The organism is Paraburkholderia sp. J10-1, assembly GCF_905220165.1.
Lineage (GTDB): Bacteria > Pseudomonadota > Gammaproteobacteria > Burkholderiales > Burkholderiaceae > Paraburkholderia.
This window is the reverse complement of record NZ_CAJMYW010000014.1, coordinates 1-22,134: the sequence shown is the minus strand read 5'-3', so window position 1 is coordinate 22,134 and position 22,134 is coordinate 1. Positions and strand designations below refer to the sequence as shown.

17 protein-coding genes are annotated in these 22,134 nt (G+C 64.5%); 14 read left to right on the top strand and 3 right to left on the bottom strand.

Annotated features, from left to right (window positions below; genetic code table 11):
• The first annotated feature begins 259 nt into the window (after positions 1–259).
• The 7 genes from U5A65_RS31305 to U5A65_RS31275 all read left to right on the top strand — a co-directional run bounded on the left by U5A65_RS31305 (position 260) and on the right by U5A65_RS31275 (position 10,166).
• Positions 260–2,254, top strand: a complete 1,995-nt coding sequence (locus U5A65_RS31305) for an acetoacetate--CoA ligase (protein WP_321948812.1) — start codon at positions 260–262, stop codon at positions 2,252–2,254.
• Positions 2,255–2,377: 123 nt separating this feature from the next.
• Positions 2,378–3,382, top strand: coding sequence for an AraC family transcriptional regulator (locus U5A65_RS31300; protein ID WP_321914915.1), 1,005 nt, complete (start codon positions 2,378–2,380; stop codon positions 3,380–3,382).
• Positions 3,383–3,599: 217 nt separating this feature from the next.
• Entirely contained in the window at positions 3,600–5,390 is a 1,791-nt protein-coding gene (locus U5A65_RS31295; protein WP_321948811.1) for an acyl-CoA dehydrogenase, read from the top strand.
• Positions 5,391–5,433: 43 nt separating this feature from the next.
• A complete protein-coding gene (locus tag U5A65_RS31290) occupies positions 5,434–7,107 on the top strand; it encodes an electron transfer flavoprotein-ubiquinone oxidoreductase (RefSeq protein WP_321948810.1) in 1,674 nt (557 codons plus the stop codon).
• A 135-nt stretch (positions 7,108–7,242) separates the two neighbouring features.
• Positions 7,243–8,397: a CaiB/BaiF CoA-transferase family protein gene (locus U5A65_RS31285; RefSeq protein WP_321948809.1), complete on the top strand. Its 1,155-nt coding sequence runs from the start codon at positions 7,243–7,245 to the stop codon at positions 8,395–8,397.
• Between the two features lie 67 nt (positions 8,398–8,464).
• Positions 8,465–9,214 (top strand): electron transfer flavoprotein subunit beta/FixA family protein, encoded by a 750-nt coding sequence (locus U5A65_RS31280; protein WP_321948808.1) that lies wholly within the window; start codon positions 8,465–8,467, stop codon positions 9,212–9,214.
• A gap of 10 nt (positions 9,215–9,224) precedes the next feature.
• Positions 9,225–10,166, top strand: a complete 942-nt coding sequence (locus tag U5A65_RS31275) for an electron transfer flavoprotein subunit alpha/FixB family protein (protein WP_321948807.1) — start codon at positions 9,225–9,227, stop codon at positions 10,164–10,166.
• A gap of 137 nt (positions 10,167–10,303) precedes the next feature.
• On the opposite strand, the gene U5A65_RS31270 is transcribed toward U5A65_RS31275, so the two are convergent.
• Positions 10,304–11,383 (bottom strand): MBL fold metallo-hydrolase, encoded by a 1,080-nt coding sequence (locus U5A65_RS31270; protein ID WP_321948806.1) that lies wholly within the window; start codon positions 11,381–11,383, stop codon positions 10,304–10,306.
• Between the two features lie 328 nt (positions 11,384–11,711).
• Here U5A65_RS31270 and U5A65_RS31265 point away from each other — a divergent pair, with 328 nt between their 5' ends.
• Positions 11,712–11,936, top strand: coding sequence for a hypothetical protein (locus tag U5A65_RS31265; protein ID WP_321948805.1), 225 nt, complete (start codon positions 11,712–11,714; stop codon positions 11,934–11,936).
• A gap of 430 nt (positions 11,937–12,366) precedes the next feature.
• Here the strand turns inward: U5A65_RS31265 and U5A65_RS31260 are convergent, their stop codons facing one another.
• The gene (locus U5A65_RS31260) at positions 12,367–12,663 is read right to left on the bottom strand and encodes a hypothetical protein (protein WP_321937558.1); all 297 of its coding nucleotides are present in this window, start codon (positions 12,661–12,663) and stop codon (positions 12,367–12,369) included.
• A 366-nt stretch (positions 12,664–13,029) separates the two neighbouring features.
• Between U5A65_RS31260 and U5A65_RS31255 the strand changes: the two genes are divergently transcribed.
• The 6 genes from U5A65_RS31255 to U5A65_RS31230 all read left to right on the top strand — a co-directional run bounded on the left by U5A65_RS31255 (position 13,030) and on the right by U5A65_RS31230 (position 21,791).
• A complete protein-coding gene (locus U5A65_RS31255; RefSeq protein WP_321948804.1) occupies positions 13,030–13,947 on the top strand; it encodes a class I SAM-dependent methyltransferase in 918 nt (305 codons plus the stop codon).
• 153 nt (positions 13,948–14,100) lie between these two features.
• Complete coding sequence (locus U5A65_RS31250; RefSeq protein ID WP_321948803.1) at positions 14,101–15,573, top strand: TolC family protein; 1,473 nt, start codon at positions 14,101–14,103, stop codon at positions 15,571–15,573.
• Positions 15,574–15,578: 5 nt separating this feature from the next.
• The gene (locus U5A65_RS31245; RefSeq protein ID WP_321948802.1) at positions 15,579–16,718 is read left to right on the top strand and encodes an efflux RND transporter periplasmic adaptor subunit; all 1,140 of its coding nucleotides are present in this window, start codon (positions 15,579–15,581) and stop codon (positions 16,716–16,718) included.
• Positions 16,715–19,768, top strand: coding sequence for an efflux RND transporter permease subunit (locus tag U5A65_RS31240; protein WP_321948801.1), 3,054 nt, complete (start codon positions 16,715–16,717; stop codon positions 19,766–19,768). Before U5A65_RS31245 ends, U5A65_RS31240 begins: the two co-directional genes overlap by 4 nt.
• Positions 19,769–20,069: 301 nt before the next feature.
• On the top strand, positions 20,070–20,612 hold the full coding sequence (locus U5A65_RS31235; RefSeq protein ID WP_321948800.1) for a hypothetical protein: 543 nt from the start codon (positions 20,070–20,072) through the stop codon (positions 20,610–20,612).
• An 87-nt stretch (positions 20,613–20,699) separates the two neighbouring features.
• On the top strand, positions 20,700–21,791 hold the full coding sequence (locus U5A65_RS31230) for a porin (RefSeq protein ID WP_321914933.1): 1,092 nt from the start codon (positions 20,700–20,702) through the stop codon (positions 21,789–21,791).
• Positions 21,792–21,936: 145 nt separating this feature from the next.
• On the opposite strand, the gene U5A65_RS31225 is transcribed toward U5A65_RS31230, so the two are convergent.
• The coding region (locus U5A65_RS31225) for a hypothetical protein (RefSeq protein WP_321948799.1) at positions 21,937–22,134 on the bottom strand (198 nt) is incomplete at its 5' end.

Here is a 22,134-nt window from a genome sequence, read left to right as displayed (position 1 = left end):
CAACACAGCATACGAATTGGAATATTCGTTGATTGAGTCCGGAAATAAAATGGTGGTCACGCGAGCGTATTCAATCCAGGCTTTTATTCGAAATATTAAAAATGAATACGGATTGACAATGCAATGACGCGTGACGTTAGCGGACATCGCCGTGAGTGAATGTAAGCGAGCGTCTTCCACTGGTTTCCCTGAATTGTTCGAGGCGCACTGGCTCCGGCACCATTAGGTCAGACAAACCCGCAAGCGCCCGCGCAACGAGATGAACGAAACGCTCACCGCATCCCCTCCGGCCTGGACTCCGACGCCGAAGCAGGTCGAATCGGCCCGCATCACCCAGTTCATGAAGTGGCTCGGCGATACGCGCGGTCTGGCGTTCGACGACTACGACGCGCTATGGCGCTGGTCGGTCGAGGACGTCGACGCCTTCTGGTGCGCGCTCTGGGACTGGGCGCAGATTCCCTCGCGCGAGCCGCGCGGCGTGGCGCTCGCCGACGCCGCGATGCTCGGCGCGCGCTGGTTTCCCGGCGTCGAGTTGAACTACGTCGAACGGGCTTTCCAGCTTGCGAGCGAGGCACGACCCGCGATCGTGTCGCGCAGCGAGAGCGGCCCGACGGCCGGGCGCACGCGCGAATTGAGCTGGGCGGAGCTGCGCCGCCAGGTGGCGGCTTGCGCGGCCACGCTGCGGCGTATGGGCGTGACCCGCGGCGACCGCGTGGCGGCTTTCATGCCGAATACGCCCGAGACCGTCGTGGCATTTCTTGCCACGGCGAGCGTGGGGGCGATCTGGTCGGTGTGCTCGCCCGACATGGGCCCGCTCGCGGTCCTCGACCGCTTCCGGCAGATCGAGCCCAAGGTGCTGTTCGCCGTGGACGGCTATCGCTATGGCGGCAAGCCACACGACCGGCGCGAACTGATCCACCATTTGCTGCGCGAGTTGCCGAGCGTGGCGCACCTCGTGTTCGTCCCGCAGCTCGATCCCGACGCCAACGTGAAGGAGTATCCGCACGCGACGGCGTGGCGCGACGCGGTCGCGGGAAACGTCCCGCTGCAAATCGAGAGCGTGCCGTTCGACCATCCGCTGTGGATCGTCTATTCGTCGGGCACGACGGGCATGCCCAAGGCCATCGTGCATTCGCACGGCGGCATCGTGGTGGAGCACGTGAAGCTCACTGCGCTGCACCTCGACTTGCGCCCCGGCGACCGTTTCCACTGGTATGCCAGCACGAACTGGATCATGTGGAACTGCCAGGTGGGCGGCCTGCTCGCGGGGGCGACGCTCTGTCTCTACGACGGCAACCCCACGTACCCTGATGCGCAGACGCTGTGGCGCTTCGTGGGCGAGACGGGCGTCACGTTCTTCGGCGCCGGGGCGGCGTATTTCCAGGGATGCCTGAAGTCCGGCGTCGAGCCGCGCGCGGCGGCGGACTTCTCGCGCCTGCGCGCGGTCGGCTCAACCGGCTCGCCGCTGCCCCCCGAAGCGTACGCATGGATACTCGAGCACGTGGGGCCGGTGTGGATCGACGCGATTTCGGGCGGCACCGATTTCGCGGGCTGCTTCCTCGCAGGCGTGCCGACTTTGCCGGTTTATCTCGGCGAAATGCAGTGCCGTTGCCTTGGCGCGCGAGTCGAGGCGTTCGATGAGGCCGGGCACGCGCGCATCGACGAAGTCGGCGAACTCGTGTGTACCGCGCCCATGCCTTCGATGCCGCTCTACTTCTGGCGCGACGAAGCGAACCGCCGCTACCGCGAAAGCTACTTCGACATGTTTCCTGGCATCTGGCGCCACGGCGACTGGCTGCGCATCACCCCCCGGGGCGGCGCGATCATCTACGGACGTTCGGACGCCACCATCAACCGCCACGGCATTCGCATGGGCACGAGCGAGCTCTATCGCGCAGTGGAGTCGGTGCCGGAGGTGCTGGACAGCCTCGTGGTCGATCTGGAGTACCTGGGGCGCGCCTCGTCAATGCCGCTCTTCGTGGTGTTGCGCCCCGGTGTCGAGCTGACCGACGCGCTCGCGCAGCGCATTCGCGCGCGCGTGCGCGAGGCGCTCTCGGCGCGCCACGTGCCCGACGAGATCCATCAGGTAGCGGCCGTTCCGCGCACGCTCTCGGGCAAGAAGATGGAGGTGCCGATCAAGCGGCTTCTGCTCGGGCAGCCGCTCGAGAAGGTGGCCAATCCGGACACCATGGCCAACCCGGAAAGTCTCGCGTGGTTTGCTGAATTTGCGCAGGCGAGGGGCGAAGCGCACTAAGCGGCCCGCGACAGCGCAAGACTTCGGGGCGCGGCAGCGCCGTTTCGGCCGCGCCGATTTAGAATGGCGCGCGCGGGCTGACGCCTATGTCGGCCCGTTTCCGCGGCCTTCCATTGTCAACGCATGCCATCGCCTAGCGCCACCGTTCCTATCTCGCTCGTCAACGGCTTTCTCGCCGGCGCCGGTGCCGAGCCCGCCGTGATCCGCCGCTATCTGAACGAGGCGGGCATCGCGCTGGAACTGCTCGCCAAGCCGGGTGGCCGGGTGACGGAAGAGCAGTTCTCCACGCTCTACCAGACGCTCGCCATCGAACTCGACGACGAGATGCCCGGCATCTTCAGCCGGCCGCTGCGCAGCGGCACGCTCAAGTTTCTCTGCCTGAGCCTGCTCGATGCGCGCAACCTCGAAACCGCGCTGCATCGCTTCGACCAGTTTTTCCACATCGTGCTCGACGATTTCCGGCTCGAATCGCGCCGCCAGGGGCTCGTGGCCCAGGTGGCATTACGCGCCAATGCCGCGTATGGCGCGATCGGGCCGCTCGGGCAGGAACTGACGCTCAAGCTCGCACACGGCGTGTGTTCCTGGCTGATCGGCCAGCGCATTCCGCTTCTGCAGGTCGATTTCGCCTGTGCGCAGCCGCCGCACGCGCTCGATCACCGCTACTTCTTCCATGGGCCCGTGCGCTTTGGCAGCGAGGCCACGCTGATGCGCTTTAGCGCGGCCTATCTCGACATGCCGATCCGGCAGAGCAAGCGCAACCTGCGCGCGTTTCTCGCGCGCTCGCCCGGCGACTGGATCTTCGAAACGTTCAGCGAGCAGCTCGTGAGCCACAACGTGCGCCAGTACCTTGCCGCGCAGCTGCCCGACCTGCCGACCATCGAAGCGGCGGCCGACAGCCTGCACTGCTCGGTCCGCACGCTCTGCCGCCGCCTCGCCGCGGAGGAGACCACGTTCCAGGCGCTCAAGGACGAACTGCGCCGCGACGTGGCGATCCAGCGCCTCACCGACACCCAGGACACGATCGCGGCCATCGGCGGCGATCTCGGTTTCGACGACCCCAGCGCCTTCCATCGCGCCTTTCGCCACTGGACCGGCAGCACGCCCGGCACGTATCGCCGCCGCGGCTGAGCGCCGCCCGCCACAAAGCGCGCACGCCCACCCATGATGGGTGGGCACAGCGGCCAATAGCGTGGCCAGAATTGTCACCATGTGGTCCGGTTTGGACAGTGGTATGGCGACCGATTGCCGCTACGATCCGTCCTGTACTGCCGCAACGTGGCCACCCAGACATCCCTGGCCCGGCGGCGCATCCATTTTGACCCCTGAGTGACTGGAAGGACCGATCATGAGCTATAACGCCCCCGTCAAGGACATGCTGTTCGTGCTGAAAGAGCTGGCCGGCATCGACGCCGTCGCAACCCTGCCGGGTTTCGAGGACGCTGGTTTCGACACCGCACAGGCCGTGCTGGACGAGTGCGCGAAGCTCTCCGGCGAAGTCATCGCGCCGCTGAACGTGGAAGGCGACCGCACGCCGAGCAGCTGGCGCGACGGCGAGGTCACGGCAACGCCGGGCTTCGCGCTCGCGTTCCGCCAGTATGTCGAGGGCGGCTGGCAGGGTCTGCAGCATCCGTCCGAGTTCGGCGGCCAGGCGCTGCCCAAGCTGATCGCCACGCCTTGCATCGAAATGCTCAACGCGGCGAACCTCTCGTTCGCGCTGTGCCCGCTGTTGACCGACGGCGCCATCGAGGCGCTGCTCACCGCGGGCAGCGAGGAACTGAAGGCGCGCTACGTGCCGAAGCTCATCTCGGGTGACTGGACCGGCACGATGAACCTCACCGAGCCGCAGGCCGGCTCCGACCTCGCACTCGTGCGCTCGCGCGCCGAACCGCAGGGTGACGGCACGTACAAGGTCTTCGGCACGAAGATCTTCATTACGTGGGGCGAGCACGACATGGCGGAGAACATCGTTCACCTCGTGCTGGCGCGCACCCCCAACGCACCCGAAGGCGTGAAAGGCATTTCGCTCTTCGTGGTGCCGAAGTTCCTCGTGAACGACGACGGCTCGCTCGGCGCGCGCAACGACGTGCATTGCGTGTCGATCGAACACAAGCTCGGTATCAAGGCAAGCCCGACGGCCGTGCTGCAATACGGCGACCATGGCGGCGCGATCGGCTATCTCGTGGGCGAGGAGAATCGCGGCCTCGAATACATGTTCATCATGATGAACGCGGCGCGCTTTGGCGTGGGCATGCAGGGCGTGGGCGTCGCGGAAAGCGCGTACCAGAAGGCCGTGGCGTACGCGAAGGAGCGTGTGCAGAGCCGCCCCGTCGACGGCTCGCTCAAGCAGTCGGCGACCATCATTCATCATCCGGACGTGCGCCGCATGCTCGGCTCGATGCGCGCGATGACCGAAGGCGCCCGTGCGCTCGCTTATGTCGCCGCGGCCTATAGCGACAACGCGCACTACCACGCCGACCCTGAAGTGCGCGCCCGCAATCTCGCGATCTACGAATACCTCGTGCCGATCGTGAAGGGCTGGAGCACGGAAATGGTCAACGAGGTGACGAGCCTCGGCGTCCAGGTGCATGGCGGCATGGGCTTCATCGAGGAAACGGGCGCCGCGCAGTACTACCGCGACGCGCGCATTCTCGCGATCTACGAAGGCACCACGGCGATTCAGGCGAACGACCTGGTCGGCCGCAAGACGGTGCGCGACAGCGGCGCGGTGGCGAAGGCGTTGCTTGGCGAGATCGCACGCACTGCCGAAGAACTCGGGCAGGCCGGCGGCGCGGCAGCGGCATCGATGCGCGAGCAGCTGGAAAAGGGCGCGCGTTCGCTGGCGAATGTCGTCGACTACGTGGTTGCGAACGTCAAGAGCGACCCGAACGCGGTGTTCGCTGGCAGCGTGCCGTATCTGAAGCTTGCGGGCATCGTGCTGTGCGGCTGGCAAATGGCGCGCGCGCTGCTCGTGTCGCAACGCGAACTCGCGAACGACGCCGAGTTCCACGGCGCGAAGATCGCGATCGCGCAGTTCTACGCAGAGCACATTCTCCCGCAGGCAGGCGCCCTCGAAACGTCGATCCTGGCCGCAAAGGGCGACGCTGGCGTGCTCGCGCTGAGCGAAGTGCAGTTTTGATAGAGCGGTTTAGGGCGCTCAGTTAGCAAGCAAGGAAGAGGATATGTCGTCGAGTGATCTGATTGCGCAGTACGGCCCACGTGAGTCGATGGAATACGACGTCGTGATCGTCGGCGGTGGCCCCGCCGGGCTGTCCGCTGCGATCCGTCTGAAGCAGCTGGCCGCGGAAAAAGGCGCTGAAATCGGCGTTTGCGTGCTGGAAAAGGGCTCGGAAATCGGGGCGCATATCCTCTCGGGCGCGGTCATGGATCCGCGTGCCCTGAACGAGCTGATGCCGGACTGGAAGGAACAGGGCGCACCGCTGAACGTGCCCGTGACTGAGGACAAGTTCCTGTTTCTCACGGAGACCGGCGCGAAGGGCGTGCCGAACTGGGCGCTGCCCGACAACTTCAAGAACCACGGCAATTACGTCATCAGCCTCGCCAATGTCACGCGCTGGCTGGGCCAGCAGGCCGAGGCGCTGGGCGTGGAAATCTTCCCCGGTTTTCCGGCTGCTGAAGTGCTCTACAACGACGATGGTTCCGTGAAGGGCGTCGCCACCGGCAACATGGGTGTCGGCAAGGACGGCGAGCCTACCGAGAACTTCCAGCTCGGCATGGAGCTGCACGCCAAATACACGCTGTTCTGCGAAGGCTGCCGCGGTCACCTGGGCCGTCAACTGAACGAGAAGTTCAAGCTGGGCAAGGATTCGGACCCGCAGGTCTACGGCCTCGGCATCAAGGAACTGTGGGAGATCGATCCGGCGAAGCACCAGCCGGGCCTCGTGATCCACACGGCCGGCTGGCCGCTCGAATCCGATACGTATGGCGGCTCGTTCCTCTACCACACCGACAACAACCAGGTGATGGTGGGTTTTGTCGTCGGTCTCGCGTACCAGAACCCGTACCTTTCGCCGTTTGAAGAGTTCCAGCGTTACAAGACGCACCCGGAAATCCGCAAGTACCTCGAAGGCGGCAAGCGCGTGTCGTATGGCGCACGCGCGATCACCGCAGGCGGCCTGATGTCGCTGCCCAAGCTCGTGTTCCCGGGCGGCGCGCTCGTGGGCGACGACGCGGGCTTCCTGAACGCCTCGCGCATCAAGGGCAGCCACGCGGCGATCAAGACCGGCATGCTCGCGGCCGATGCGGCGTTCGAAGCCGTGCAGGCCGGCCGCCAGAGCGATGAACTCGCGGCCTACCCGGAAGCGTTCAAGCAGTCGTGGCTCTACACGGAGCTGTACAAGGCGCGCAACTTCAAGCAGTGGATGAGCAAGGGCCTGTACCTGGGCACACTGATGGTGGGCATCGAGCAGAAGCTGCTGGGCGGCAACGTGCCGTGGACGCTGCATCACCAGCACCGCGATCACGAGATGCTGAAACCGGCTTCGCAATGCAAGCCGATCGAGTATCCGAAACCTGACGGCAAGCTCACGTTCGACCGGCTCTCCTCGGTGTTCATCTCGAACACGAACCACGAAGAGAATCAGCCCGCACACTTGACGCTCAAGGATGCGAGCGTGCCCGTCGGTATCAACCTCGCGACTTACGCCGGCCCCGAGGCGCGCTTTTGCCCCGCAGGCGTCTATGAGTTCGTGAAGGACGAGCAGGACGACCATCGTCTGCAGATCAACGCGCAGAACTGCGTGCACTGCAAGACCTGCGACATCAAGGACCCGACGCAGAATATCGTGTGGGTCACGCCGGAAGGCGGCGGCGGTCCGAACTATCCGAACATGTAAGCGCGGGGCCGCGCGTTCGCGCCCCTTGTAGAACCATTCCCTTGCGCCGGCTCCACCCACCGCTACCGGGTGGGTTCAACTGCGACGGTTTGCCGTATGTTCATCGTGACGGCAACAACGCAACGGAGACAGGGAATGGGCGTATTGAGCGGTTTTCGCGCGCTGGAGTTCGAGGCAATCGGCCCGGCTCCCTTCGGCACGATGCTGCTGGCCGACATGGGGGCGGACATCATCCGCGTGAACCGGCCCGTTGCCCCCGACGATCTCGGGCCGAAGCGCGATGGCGTGCATGTGGATGTGACGGGGCGCGGCCGCCGCTCGATCACGCTCGACCTCAAGCGTCCCGAAGCGGCACAGGTCGCACTGGACCTGATTGCCGAGGCCGATGTCCTCATCGAGGGCTTTCGCCCCGGCGCAATGGAGCGGTTGGGTCTCGGCCCCGAAGCGGCGCTCGCGCGCAATCCGAAACTCGTCTATGGCCGCATGACCGGCTGGGGGCAGAGCGGGCCGCTCGCACAGCGCGCCGGCCACGACCTCAACTACATCGCGCTATCGGGCGTGCTTTCCGGCATCGGGCGCGCAGGAGAGGCGCCGGTGCCGCCGCTGAACCTCGTGGGCGACTATGGCGGCGGCGGCATGCTGCTCGCGCTCGGTGTGGTGGCGGCGCTATGCAACGTGCAGCGCGGCGGCGCGGGCCAGGTGGTGGACGCGGCCATGGTCGAGGGCGCGGCGCAACTCGGCTCGATCGTGTGGGGGCTGATCGCGTCCGGCAACTGGCGCGAAGCACGCGAGAGCAATCTGCTCGACGGCGGCACGCCCTGGTACGACAGCTATCTCACGAAAGATGGCCACTACATGGCGGTGGGCGCGGTGGAATCGCGCTTCTATGCGCAGTTGCTCGACAAACTCGGGCTTGCCCATGCCGACCTGCCGAAGCAGCACGACCGTAACGGTTGGCCCGTGCTGCGGCAGCATTTCGAGGCGGCGTTCCTCACGCGTACACGCGACGAATGGTGCGCCGTGTTCGAGGGAAGCGACGCCTGCGTCGCGCCCGTGCTGGGCTTTTCCGAAGCACCGAGGCATCCGCACAACGTTGCGCGCGCAAGCTTCGTCGAGGCGCACGGCGTCGTGCAGCCGGCGCCCGCGCCGCGCTTCTCGGCTACGCCTTCGGCCATCGGCCGCCAGGCACCGGCGCGAGGCGAACAGGGCCTTGCCGCGCTGCTCGACTGGGGCTTCGACGAAGGGACGATTGCGCGCATGCGGGAGCATGGGCTCGGTTATCAGGAGTAAGTGACGCTGCACGGCGCGATTGTGCGTATCGAGCAGCGGCATCGAATGTATCGATCTGGAGGAAGACATGAAGGTGTTGGTAGCAATCAAACGCGTGGTGGACGCCAACGTGAAGGTTCGCGTCAAGGCGGACGGCTCGGGCGTCGATCTCGCGAACGTCAAGATGAGCATCAATCCGTTCGACGAAATCGCCGTTGAGGAGGCCGTGCGGCTGAAGGAGCAGGGCGTGGCGAGCGAGGTGGTCGCCGTGTCGTGCGGTCCCGCCGCCTGCCAGGAGACGCTGCGCACGGCCATGGCGATCGGCGCCGACCGTGGCGTGCTGATCGAAACGGACGCCGCGCTCGAACCGCTCGCCGTCGCCAAGCTCCTCAAGGCGCTGATCGAGAAGGAAGCGCCGCAACTCATGATCCTCGGCAAGCAGGCCATCGACGATGACTGCAACCAGACGGGCCAGATGCTGGCCGCGCTCACCGCGCGCCCGCAGGCGACGTTCGCGAGCAAGGTCGAGATCGCAGAGGGCAAAGCACGCGTGACGCGCGAAATCGACGGCGGCCTCGAGACCGTGCAGCTTGCGCTGCCGGCCATCGTGACGACCGACTTGCGCCTGAACGAGCCGCGCTACGCGACGCTCCCCAACATCATGAAGGCCAAGAAAAAGCCGCTCGACGCGACCACGCCCGCGCAACTCGGCGTGGACGTCGCGCCGCGCCTCACCACGCTCAAGACCGCGGAGCCCGCGGGCCGCGCGGCCGGCGTCAAGGTGCCCGACGTCGCGACGCTCGTCGCGAAGTTGAAGAACGAAGCGAAAGTGATCTGAAGGAAAGCAAATGACTGCTGGTAAACCGGTTCTGGTCGTCGCCGAGCACGACCACGTCTCGATCAAGTCGGCCACCCTCAACACGGTGACGGCCGCCCTCCAATGCGGCGATGACGTGCACGTGATGGTGGCGGGTCACAACGCGGCAGGCGCGGCAGAGGCAGCGTCGCGCATTGCGGGGGTTGCGAAGGTGCTCCACGCCGATGGCGTGGCACTCGCCGATTCGCTCGCCGAAAACGTCGCCGCGCAAGTGCTGGCCGTGGCCGCCAATTATGGCCACATCCTTTTTGCCGCCACGAGTGCGGGCAAGAACGTCGCGCCTCGCGTGGCCGCGCTGCTGGACGTCGCGCAGATCTCCGAGATCACGCGCGTGGTGAGCGCGGACACGTTCGAGCGGCCAATCTATGCGGGTAACGCGATTCAGACCGTGCAAAGCGCCGAAGCAGTGAAGATCGTCACGGTGCGCATGACGGGCTTCGATGCAGCGGCGCAGGGCGGCGCCGCACAGGTCGAAAGTGTCGCAGCGGTTGCGGACAGCGGCCTGAGCGCGTTCGTCGAACGCGTTGTGGTGAAGAGCGAGCGGCCCGAGCTTGCGGATGCGCGCATCGTCGTGAGCGGCGGTCGGGCGCTTGGCAGCAGCGAGAAGTTCAACGCCGTGCTCACGCCGCTCGCCGACAAGCTCGGCGCCGCGCTTGGCGCGAGCCGCGCAGCCGTGGATGCCGGCTTCGCTCCGAACGACTGGCAAGTGGGGCAGACCGGCAAGATCGTCGCGCCTCAGGTGTACATCGCGTGCGGCATTTCCGGCGCGATCCAGCATCTCGCGGGCATGAAGGACTCGAAGGTGATCGTGGCGATCAATAAGGATGCCGAAGCGCCGATCTTCAGTGTGGCCGATTTCGGCCTCGAAGCGGACCTGTTCGAGGCAGTGCCTGAACTGGTGGCGACGCTCTAGGCGAAGCGTTGCGGCCAGTGCAAGCGTCACTGGCCGCGCCGAAAATTTTCCGGGTTTTCCGGTGCGTGCCGTCGATGCGGCTTGTGGCAGGCAGGGTGCGATGCGCCTTGCCTGCCATTTTTTATGCCCGCGTTTTTTTACGTGAGTGAATACCAGTACATGCCGTCGTCGCGCAGTTCGCGTTTCACTTCGCCGCGGTAGGTCAGGTAGTTCAGGCACGCAAGGCTCTCGCCGGTCGCGAGGCTCATCTGCGCGAGATCGTCCTCGCCAATGCGCCGCGCGAACAGCGCACCGAACACGTCCACGGCGCGGCGTGGTTCGGCGAGCGTTGCGCGCAGACGTGCGAGGCTCTTGTCCTGCCCCTGGCGCAAACGCTCGATGCGCGCGTGGAGCCCGTAAAAGCAGTCGTTATGCGAGGGAAGCACGAGCACATCGTCGGGCACTTCGCGTTGCAGTTTGTCGAACGAGGCGTACCACTGGGCCATGGGATCCGCGTCGGGCTCGATCGGATAAACCGAGACGTTCGAGGAGATGCGTGGGAGCACCTGGTCGCCGGAAACGAATAGCTTGAGCGCCGGGCAGTAGAAGCAGGCGTGTTCCGGCGAATGCCCCATGCCGACGATCACGCGCCAGTCGTACGCGCCGATGCGCACGACCTCGCCGTCCTGCAGGCGCCGGAAGCTTTCTGGCAGTGCGTGGATATACTGGCCAAAGCGGCCAAAACGAGCACGGTAGACATCGATTGCCGACTCGCTCCAGCCCGCACGGCGATAGAAGTCGAGCGCGTCGGCGGGCGCTTCGCGGCCCGTGTCGGCGGCGGCCACGCGGCAGTTGAAGTACTCGGTGCGCGTCATCCAGAGCCGGCAGTCGAATGCACGCGTGAGCCAGCCGGCCATGCCCACATGATCGGGGTGCATATGCGTGGCCAGCACGCGCGTCACGCGGGAGGCCGCTCGCGCCTCGCCGCCTTGCGCGAGGATCGCGCGCCACACGTCCGTGGCAGCGTCCGTGCGTGCGCCCGTATCGATGACAGCGCAACCGTCGGCCTCGTCGATGAGCCACACGTTGATGTGGTCGAGCGCCCAGGGCAGCGGCATGCGCAGCCAGCGCACGCCCGGCGCGATCTCGAGGGTCGAACCGGGCGCAGGCGGTTCTGCGTAAGGGTAGCGCAGCGCCGTTTGCGGGCTGTGGGAGAGGTCTTCGGTGCGTTCGGTCATGCTTCGTGGCACATAAGGAAATGGGGCGCGCAAACTTGCGCGCATCGCGCAGGATAGCGCGAACGCGGCGTGGCCGCCCACCTTCGTTTGGGGGGCAGAGTGCATGACGCGCGAGCCTGAGGCACGATTTCGTACTGCCCACACCTGTTTACTTTTGTTTCCGCTTGTTGCGTCTCGTTGCCGCCTGTTTCGCTTTGTTGCCAGATGACGACGCCGGATGGCGTAGCATCGCCCCTCAACGTCGATATTTATTGCGCCGCAACAAAATGATGCCTACACTGACTTGGTCTGCCGGCTACCTCGACGCTTTCGCAAAGGAGGGCGTGACATGACGACTCGATCAAACCTATCGCATGCATCGCCAAAGCTGCACGTCTTCGAACAGGAAGGAGGGTGGCATTGGGGCATCACCATCCCTCGCAGCGCGGGTAGTGGCTTCAAGCTCATCGCGTACAGCGAAACGGCCTTCAACGGCGAGAGCGAAGCGCTGCGCGACGGCAGCCGTGCGCTCGAAAATCTTCCGGTAGACGCGGCGTTCGCGTTCGCGTCCTGAAATCGCGCATGCGATAAGCGCGTTCGCGCAATCTCTTTGCGGCACATGCAGCAGATGAAGTTCTGCGTGGCGCCGCCGGGCGCATGGCGCCGCTCACATCATTCCCCGTCTTCTTCGCTCGTCCTGCGGCTGCCATGGCTGGCCGCGGCGCAGGCAATCCCCTGGTTCGCGTTCAGGACGCCACTTGCAGGCTACGCGGCGGCCGACTCTGGCACGTTTCTGGAGCGGCGAGTTTTCATAAGTTATCGATGCATTGTGATAAGAATAGTTATCGCAACAGAATGTTTTTGCTGCCTCGTAAGGAGCGTGTGTAGCGATTGTGCTGAAAAGCGGCAGGCTTGCACGTCGCGGCTTTCGCGCGACGTGCAAGCGGATCACAAACGCGCGTGCATAGCGGTCGTCAGACAGCCTCTGTCACATGCTTCGCTCGTCATCCAATCTTGTTGGCCTGCTCCTTCGCAAGCAGGCGTTGAGCCTGATGATCTCCGCGGTTGGCTTCTTGCGCGGTCTGCACCGATGATTCGGTGGCTTCGGCCAATGCAGCGCGTGCGGCGTTGCTGATCGTGACGGCATAGGAAGCCGACGACGTCGAACTCGGTGTCGTCGTAGTGGACTGCGTCTGCGTCGTGCTGGCCGGTTGCGCAGCGGCAGTCGCCTGCTGGTTCTGCGCGCCGGTATTCGCCACAGTTGCAGTGGCGGGTTGGCTAGAAACTGCCTGGATTGTCATTAGAAGGTCTCCAAAGAAAGAGAGAAAAACCGCGAACAGCGCACGGTTTATCGGAGCACCTTCCAAATACTTAAGCAGTATTTATTTCGTGAAAAGGAATCAAATTAAGGCTCGCATAAGCTACGGTTCAATTTGCGTCGACGCCATTCATAATGCCTCGCCCTCAAGCCTTGGTACGCCTGCCTGTCGAAGCCTTCGCCCGCAATTTCTGGAATGAAAGCGACTTTTATTCAGGTAAAAGGCGGGTAAAACTTTGCCATCGAAAAAATAGGGACTCCACGTCGGGAATATCGCTTCGATAAGGAGTTCATCAGAATCCAAAGCTACCATCCCGCAGATCTTTCAAGTTTTCTCTGGAAATCTATCTTGCTGCCGCTTACGAACAACGTGACTCACGATAACTGGTCCACATGGGTGCTCCGGCAGCGTCATGGCGGCGATCGCGCCCATGAGCACGAGGTCCGTGCTGAGATCACGAAATACGCAGACCGCGTCCTGGATTACGTTCGCCTTCGTCCGGGCATGACACTGGCCGACATCGGCACGGGTGATGGTCTCGTGGGGTTTCGCGCGATCGAACGGGCCGGCGCCTCGCTGAGGGTGCTCATGACCGATGTTTCGCCTGCGTTGCTGCGGCACACGGAAGAGACCGCCAGAAGTCTGGGTGTGAGAGGGCAGTGCGCATTCACGCACGGCAGCGCCGAGAAGCTGGAAGGCATTGCCAATGACGCGGTCGATGCCGCCACGATGCGCGCGGTTCTCGCGTATGTGGAAGACAAGCCCGCTGCGATGCGAGAGCTCTATCGAATACTCAAGCCAGGCGCTCGCTTTGCCATCGCGGAGCCGATTTTGCGCGACGAAGCGCTTGAGGTCTGCATGCTCAAGCAACTGGTCGATGCCCGTGCATTCAACACTGAGGATCCGTTCTTTCCCTTGCTGCTTCGATGCCGGGCGGCACAGTTCCCCGACACGGAGGAGAAAGCGCGCGCGCTGCCGATTACGAACTACGGTGAGCGCGACCTTGTGCGCTTCGCGATCGACGCGGGATTCACAGACATTCATCTGGAATTGCACATCGAAGTGCGAACGGAAGACAGCCTTCCCTGGGAAACGTTTCGCCGTACCTCGCCTCACCCGCTGGCGCCCAGTCTGGAAGAGGTCTTCGAGAAGGAGTTTACCGGCGATGAGCGCATGTACCTGGAAGCTCGCATGCGTGCGATTTTCGAAAGCGGGGCGCAGCTCGGCGCGGAGCGCATTGCGTATCTGACGGCGAAAAAGCCGTAGGTATCGCACCCGAACGCCTGCTTAAGGATTGCATAAGCGTATACCCTGCAGAATGCGCCGCATGCCTGACGCTACGCCACGAACGTGTGGTGTCTGCGTTCAGGTTCAGGCTCGCGCATTCATGCAGCGCGGGATTGGCTCAAGGAGTGCATTTTGCCCAGTCCGCAGTCTCGCGCGACGTTGCCGCGCGTCTTTCGTCTCTCCATTCCTGTTAGCTCGCGTGCCACGCTCGTCGCTTTGACATCGGGCGCCGCGCTGCTTGCCGGATGCGCAAGCTACATGGCGCAGCCATTGGCTACCGGGCCTTCGTTGATCAAGCAGGACGCGCTTGCACGGGTTCAGATCGATCCCGCGAAAATGCCGTTGCCCGAGCTTGCAGCACATCGCTTCGATCCGACGGACGGCTTTGACATCGAAGACGTCGCGATGCTGGCCGTCGCCAATAATCCCGACCTGAAACTTGCGCGCGACGATCTTGGCATTGCGCAAGCGCAGGCGTTTTCGGCAGGACTCCTGCCAGACCCACAGGTGAGCATTTCCAGCGACTATCCAGGCGCTGTGGGGCTCTCGCGCGCGTTCAGCTATGGCCTGAGCATGGACGTGATGGCGATTCTCACGCGTGGCGCGAACACGAAATCCGCCAACGCCACGGTTCGCAAGACCGACCTCGGTCTGCTCTGGCAGGAGTGGCAGGTCGTGGCGCAGGCCAAGCAACTATACGTGAGAGCGCGCTTCCAGGACGAGGTGTTGCCGCTGCTCGGGCAGCAGACGGAGCTGGCCCGCACGCGTTACGAACGCACCGCGCGCGCGGCAAGCGAGCACAACGTGACGGCTGACCTTGTCACTGCGTCGCTCACCGCATACGAAGACGCGCGCAAGCAATACACCGATATGCAACGCGCGCGCGAGCAGACGCACCACGACCTCAACGCGCTGCTCGGACTCGCGCCCGACACGACGCTGGCGCTTGCGGGCGACGCGACAGTCACGCCGCTAGCCGATGGCACACTCGATTCCGCCATTGCGATGCTGGCGCAGCGCCGTCCCGATCTGATTGCGCTTCAGGCCGGCTACGAAGCGCAGGAGCAGAAGTACCGCGCCGCAATCCTGAGCCAGTTTCCGAGCCTCTCGGTGGGCTTTACACGGCAGCGCGACACTTCGGAAATCTACACGAGCGGCTTCGCAATCAATCTCACGTTGCCGGTATTCAATCGCAATCGCGGCAATATCGCCATCGAGCAAGCAACGCGACAGCGCCTGGCGGACGAATACCAGACCCGCCTGAACGCGGCTTACGCGGATATCGCGCACCTGCGTGCGGACAGCGCGATCGCCGCGCGTCAGCTCGATCAGGACGACGCTGCGCTGCCGGGGCTCGAGCGCGCCGCCGCGCAGGCGGCCAACGCCTATGCGGCGCGCAACATCGTGCTAGGGCAGTACGTCGATGCGCAAAGCGCGGCGCTCGCGCGTCGTATCGACGCCGCTACCGCGCGCGAAGCGCTAGCGGAACAACGCATTGGTCTCCAGGCGCTGCTCGGCAGTGCGATTTCCGATCCGTATCGGACTCCACCCGCGCGAGGCGCCACTGCTGAGAGCGCGTCCTCCAACACCTTCGTCGCACGTTGATCCCTATGACTGACCAACGCTTCCTTTGCGGCACGCGTACGCGTGTCGCCGTCTGCGTACTCGGCGGGGCGGCCGCGCTCGCTGCCAGCGCAGTGCTGTTCGCACCGCATGCCGCGCGCGCAGACGACACCGGCACGACGGGCAGCGCGCCTGCGCCTTCTGCTGCCGTGCAGGTCGTGCACGTGACGCGCGAGCCGGTTTCTCAAACCGTTGTCGCTTTCGGCTCGGTTGCATCGGCCGCCTCGAACGCCACGACCGTCAGCCTTCCGTATCTCGCACGCGTCACGCGCGTGCTCGTACAGTCCGGACAAACCGTCGCGCGCGGCGCGCCGCTCTTCGTCGTGCAAGCCGATCCGAACGCCGTGATCGCCTATACCCAGGCACAGAGCGCCGCGACGCTCGCCCGTGGCGAACTCGCGCGCACCGGCGCGCTTTTGCACGACGGTCTTGCCACGCAATCGCAGTTGGCCGCCGCGCAAAAGGCGCTCGACGATGCGCAGCAGGCGCTCGCCGCACAACGCGCGACGGGCATTGCCGCGGGTTCGAAAACCGTCACCGCGCCAGTGGCCGGCGTGGTCGCGCAGCTTGCCGCCGTGCCGGGCGACCAGATCCAGGCGGGCACGGCGCTCGCCCAGCTTGTTGCAACCGATGGTCCCGCGAGCCATGCCGCGAACGTAACGCTAGGCGTTGAACCGGCCGACGCGCTCACGCTGCGCGCCGGCGACCGCGTCGTGTTGCGCCCGCTGTCCGCCGCGCTCGGTTCGCAGCGTGCACAAGGGCGCGTCGTGCTCGTTGGCGCAGTGATCGATGCGCAAAGTCAGCTCGTGAATGTCGGTGCGAACGTACCGCTCACGGGCACCGCGTTCCTGCCAGGCACGCGCGTGCGGGCCGACATCGACACGCAGACCGGCACGTGGTGGAACGTGCCGCGCGCCTCGGTGCTTCAGGACGCGAAGGGCAGCTATCTGTATCAGGTTGCGCCGAACAACAAGGCGCACCGCGTCGATGTGATCGTGAAAGTCGAGCATGGCAATACGTACGGCGTGGATGGTGCGCTCGACGCCTCGCGGCCGCTCGTGGTCGTCGGCAACTACGAACTCGAAGACGGCATGGCCGTGCGCGTGGCGCAAGGCGGCAAGCGATGACGTTCAGCCAGTGGATGCAGCGCCATCGGCGCTCGCTTCTGTTCGTGATCGCGCTTGCCGCGCTTGCCGGTGCGCTCACCGCGCTGCGTCTGCCGATCTCGCTCTTTCCGAACGTGTCTTTCCCGCGCGCCGTGATCTCGCTCGACGCGGGCGATCGTCCCGCTGAACAGATGGCGACGCTCGTCACGATGCCGGTGGAAGAGGCGTTGCGGCGCGTGCCGAACGTGCGCGACGTGGAATCCCGCACGAGCCGCGGCGCGGCTGAGATCTCGCTGAATTTCGACTGGGGCACGGACATGGCGCAAGCCACGTTGCAGGCACAGTCGGCCATCGCCGAGATCCTTGCCACGCTGCCGCCCGGCACCACGATGCAGGTGCGGCGCATGGATCCGACGGTGTTTCCGGTCCTCGCGTACAGCCTGACGTCGTCGCGATTGTCGCTCTCGCAACTCTACGATCTCGCGCAGTTCCAGTTGCGTCCGCTGCTTTCCTCGGTTGCGGGCGTGGCACGCGTGGACGTGACGGGCGGGGCGCGAGACGAGCTCGAGGTTGCCGTCGATCCCGCGCGCCTCGCGGCGTACAAGCTTTCGGTCGCCGATGTCTCGCGCGCGATCGGTGCGGGCAACGTGCTGATGGCCACCGGCCGCATCGAGGACCACCACAAGCTCTATCTCGTCGTAGCGAATTCGGCATTCAGCGGGCTCGATACGCTGAAAAACGTAGTCGTTTCCTCCGCGGGCGCGACGCAGATCCGTCTCGGCGATGTCGCCACCGTCGCTCGGGGGACCGTGCCGCAATGGATTCGCGTGACTGCCGATGGTCACGACGCCGTGCTGATCAACGTCTTTCAGCAGCCTGGCGCGAACAGCGTGGCGATGGCGCAAGCGATTCGCGCGCGCATCAAGGACTTTGGCGCGCAGATGCCGCAAGGCGTGAAGCTCGCGAACTGGTACGACCAGAGCGAACTCGTGATCGCCTCGGCCACGAGCGTGCGCGATGCCATCATGATTGGCATCGTGCTCGCGGCGCTCACGCTCTTCGTGTTCCTGCGCAACACGAAGATCACGCTCATTGCCGTGGCGCTCGTGCCGGTGGTGATGGCCGCGACGATTCTGCTGCTAGACGTGTTCGGCATGGGCTTCAACATCATGACGCTAGGCGGGATGGCGGCGGCAGTGGGCCTCGTGATCGACGATGCGATCGTGATGATCGAGCACATCGCGCGGCGCATGCGCGAAGCCGGCGCGCAGGCGTTCCATGGCCGCGTGATGAGCGCGGCGCTCGAATTCACGCGGCCGCTCGCCGGCTCTTCAGCGGCAACGCTGATCATCTTCGTGCCGCTGGCGTTTCTCTCGGGCGTCACGGGGGCGTTTTTCAAGGCGCTTTCCGTGACAATGGCAAGCGCGCTCTTTATTTCGTTTCTGGTGACCTGGCTTGCCATTCCGATTCTTTGCGACCGCTGGCTCACGCCGCAAGACGCCGAGGAGCATCGCGAAACGCGTTTCGCCGCATGGCTGAACCGGACCTATGCGCGGCTCGTCTCGCGCGTGAGCGCGCGGCCCATGTGGGTGCTCGCGCTTGTCGTGCCGCTCGCGCTGCTGTCGGCGCTTGCGTTCACGCGCGTGGGGAGCGGCTTCATGCCGTCGATGGACGAGGGCGGTTTCGTGCTCGACTATCACACGCAGCCGGGAACGTCGATCACGGAAACCGATCGTCTGATGCAGCAAATCGAGGCGATCATTCGCGCGAATCCGAATGTGGCCACCTATTCGCGGCGCACCGGCGCGGGACTGGGCGGCGACTTGAACGAGCCCAACAAGGGTGACTTTTTCGTGCGGCTGAAGTCGGGCAGCCGGGAGCCGATCGACGCCGTGATGGAGGAGATCCGTTCGCAGATCGAAACAAACGTGCCTGGTGTGAGCGTCGAGCTTGCGCAGTTGATGGAGGACCTGATCGGCGACCTCACGGCGGTTCCCCAGCCCGTGCAGATCAAGATCTACTCGGACGACCAAAACGTGCTCGACAAGACGGCGCAGCGTGTGGCCGCACGCATCGGCAAGATTGGCGGCATCGTCGACGTGAACGACGGCATTAACCCTGCCGGCGACGCCATCGACCTGCGCATCCGTCCCGATGCGGCGGCCGCCGAGGGCATGGACCCGCAGGCCATCGCGCAGCAGGTCTCGGATCTGCTGGACGGCAACGTCGCCACGCAGTTCCAGAACGGCCCGAAGACGGTCGGCGTGCGCGTGCGTGCGCAAGGCGCGCTGCAAATGACGGACACCGAACTCGCACGCCTGCCGTTGCGCGCGCCGGACGGGCATGTGTTCGCGCTGTCGCGCGTTGCCGACCCGGTGCATGTGAGCGGCCAGCCCGAGATCAGCCGTGACAACCTCAAGCGCATGGTGGCGGTGACGGCGCGCATTGATGGTCGAGACCTCGGCTCGACCATCGCCGACGTGCAGCGCGCGCTCGCCGATTCCGCGTTGCTGCCAAAGGGCGTCTATTACGAGCTTGGCGGGTTGTACCAGCAACAGCAGATCGCGTTCAGAGGCCTGCTCGCGGTATTCGGCGCAGCCGTGGCGCTGGTGTTCGGCTTGCTGCTGTTCCTCTACGAACGCTTTCGTGTGGCGCTCGCGGTCATGGCGATGCCGCTGCTCGCCACCGGCGCCGTTTTCATCGGCCTGTGGGTGACGGGCATCGAGCTGAACATCTCCGCGATGATGGGCATGACGATGATCGTCGGCATCGTGACGGAGGTGGCGATCTTCTATGTCTCCGAGTTTCAGGGGCTCGTGCGCGACGAAGGCATGCCGCTCGAGGAGGCGTTGCAGGCTGCGGGCCGCAACCGCCTGCGGCCCATCGCGATGACGACCATCGCAGCCATTCTTGCGCTGCTGCCGCTTGCCTTCGCAATCGGCCAGGGTTCCGCGATGCAGCAACCGCTCGCCGTTGCGATCATCTCGGGCCTGATCGTGCAGATGCCGCTCGTGCTGCTGGTGCTTCCGGTGCTGCTACGCCTCCTGCTGAGGCTGAAGGAGGGCAGGTGAGCGGCGGCAGTGCGTTTGCAGACGTGGCGTTGCGAAGTCGTTTCCGCCGTATCGATTTCTCTTATCGGCGGCCGGGTCGCTAACCTGGTCTGCCGGACTCCCGCCTTCGAGGGATAGTCCGCGCGAAGCCTTGCCCAGCTTGGCGCTGCGCGGCTCGTCGTGAGCCACGGGCACGCCTTGCGCGCGCGTTTTTGCTTGCGGAGCGCCCCTCGCTTGCCGTTAACCCGATGTAGTTTTCCGCTTTCACCGTTTCTATCTTGACGAAAAATCATTTCGTGCAGGAATACAAGAGGAGATGGCGATGAGCGGCAATGCAAGCGTAGGTGAGGGTGGATATCAAGGAACGAGAACGGCAATCGACGGCAAGCCGACTCTCGGTGCAATTGTGCGCGCCGGCATTGCCGGCGGCTTGACGGGCGCGGTGATCATCTGGATTTACGAGGCGCTGATCTGGGTTGGCGCCCAGCATCTCATGCCGCTTGCGGGCATTCCCCGCAACGCCACCGGCCTCGTGTTCGGCAAGGGCGTACAGGAGGCGCTCGGCATCTGGGCGTATTTCCTCGGGACTGCCATCCATTTCTTCTTCGCCATTGGCTGGGGCGTGCTGTTCGCCGCGATCTGGCCGTATTTCCGCCGCCGCGGCTACGAGGCCACGTTCGTCGCGCTCTTTTACGCGATCATTGCCTGGATCGTCATGCACGTGGCGATCAGCATCGCATCCGACAACCATCCTAACTACTACGACCCGGTCGTCATCATCGGCGGTTTCATGTCGCACTTTTGCTTCACCGTGCCGCTCGCACTCGTGGTCAAGCGCATGCTCGCGACCGGGCCCGCACGCTGACGCCTTAATACCGTCACCGATCTATCAAAAAGTCAACAACAGGGGAATATGACGATGCCGTTAAATAGAGGAATCCTTAGTTTGTCGGTGATCAGTGCGGCGATCATCGCCAGTACGCCGGCAATGGCGCAATCGTCGGTGACGCTTTATGGCGTGCTGGACGTGTTCGCCGGCTACCAGAACACGAAAGTCGCCGGCAAGACCACGTCGCTCGCCGTGCTCGGCAATAACGGCTTGATGACGAGCCGGTGGGGCTTGCGCGGCACGGAGGACTTAGGCGGGGGCTACCGCGTGAATTTCGCGCTGGAGAGCGGCTTCGATCCGGGCACGGGCAAGTTGCAGAACAGCTATCGCTTCTTCGATCGACAGGCGTGGGTCGGTGTGGGCGGTGGGTTCGGCGAGGTGCGCTTCGGCCGGCAGAACACGCCGATGTTCGCCTGGAGCGGCAATATGGACGCCTTCAGCGCGGCCACTTACGCCTCGGGCTACAACAACTTCGCGAACTGGCTGGCGCGCGTGGACAACGATATTGCGTGGATCTCGCCGAAGTTCGTGGGCACGCAGGTCGAGCTGCACTATTCAGTGGGCGGACAGCCCGGCACGCTCGCGGGCAATGCGGTGTATCAGGCCGGCGTGCAGACCACCCAGGGTCCGGTTTATCTCGCGCTCGCGTATTTGAATGCGGCGAATGCCACGGCCTCCAACCGTGTGCAGGAATTCATGGCGGGCGGCAATCTCGACTACGGGTGGGGGCGTATCTACGTCGGTTACTTCCGCGCCAACGACGTGATTTCCGCGACCACCGGCAACGCGCTCAGCAACCCCGCGGGCAAATATGACCCGACGGTGGGTCCGGTTGGCAACACGGCCGGGGACTGGCACAGCACGTATTCGCTTTCGGCCGACTACCGGTTCTCGCCGTTCTTCAGCGTGGGCGCGGGTGCTGCCTACACCAAGGACAGCACGCACCTTGGCAACGACGCCCTGCAATATGGGGCAATCGTCAACTACGATCTTTCGAAGGGGACGCGGCTCTACGGCACGGTATCCGAATTGAAGAACTACGGTACCGCGCAGTTCAAGATGGCGGGCGCCAGCATTACGACGGGTTCGTTCCTCACGCCTGGACCCGGTCAGAGCGAATTCGGCGTGCAGGTCGGCATCCGGCATCTGTTCTAGCGTTCGCGTGCGCAACGAGACCATGCGCAGCGCGTAGACGTACACGCCATCACTTCGTGGCCATCGGACATTGGATAGCGGTCCCTCGGTCGTAAGTACTACGATCGTGATTGCAAGGGCGATGTTGTCGCTTTTTCGATTCCGCTCACGGCAGTCGCCGTGCATCGAAATATGCAAACCTTGCAGCGGAAGACGGGCTCGCCGGACGCCAGCGCACCGAAAGGAGGGCGCTTGGCGAGCCGGCGTATTTCCATTTGTCGATGGAGGCGCCATGAAAGCACTGGTCTACAACGGTCCGGGCAAATTTGCGGTCGAATCGCGGCCGATGCCCGCCTTGCAGGGC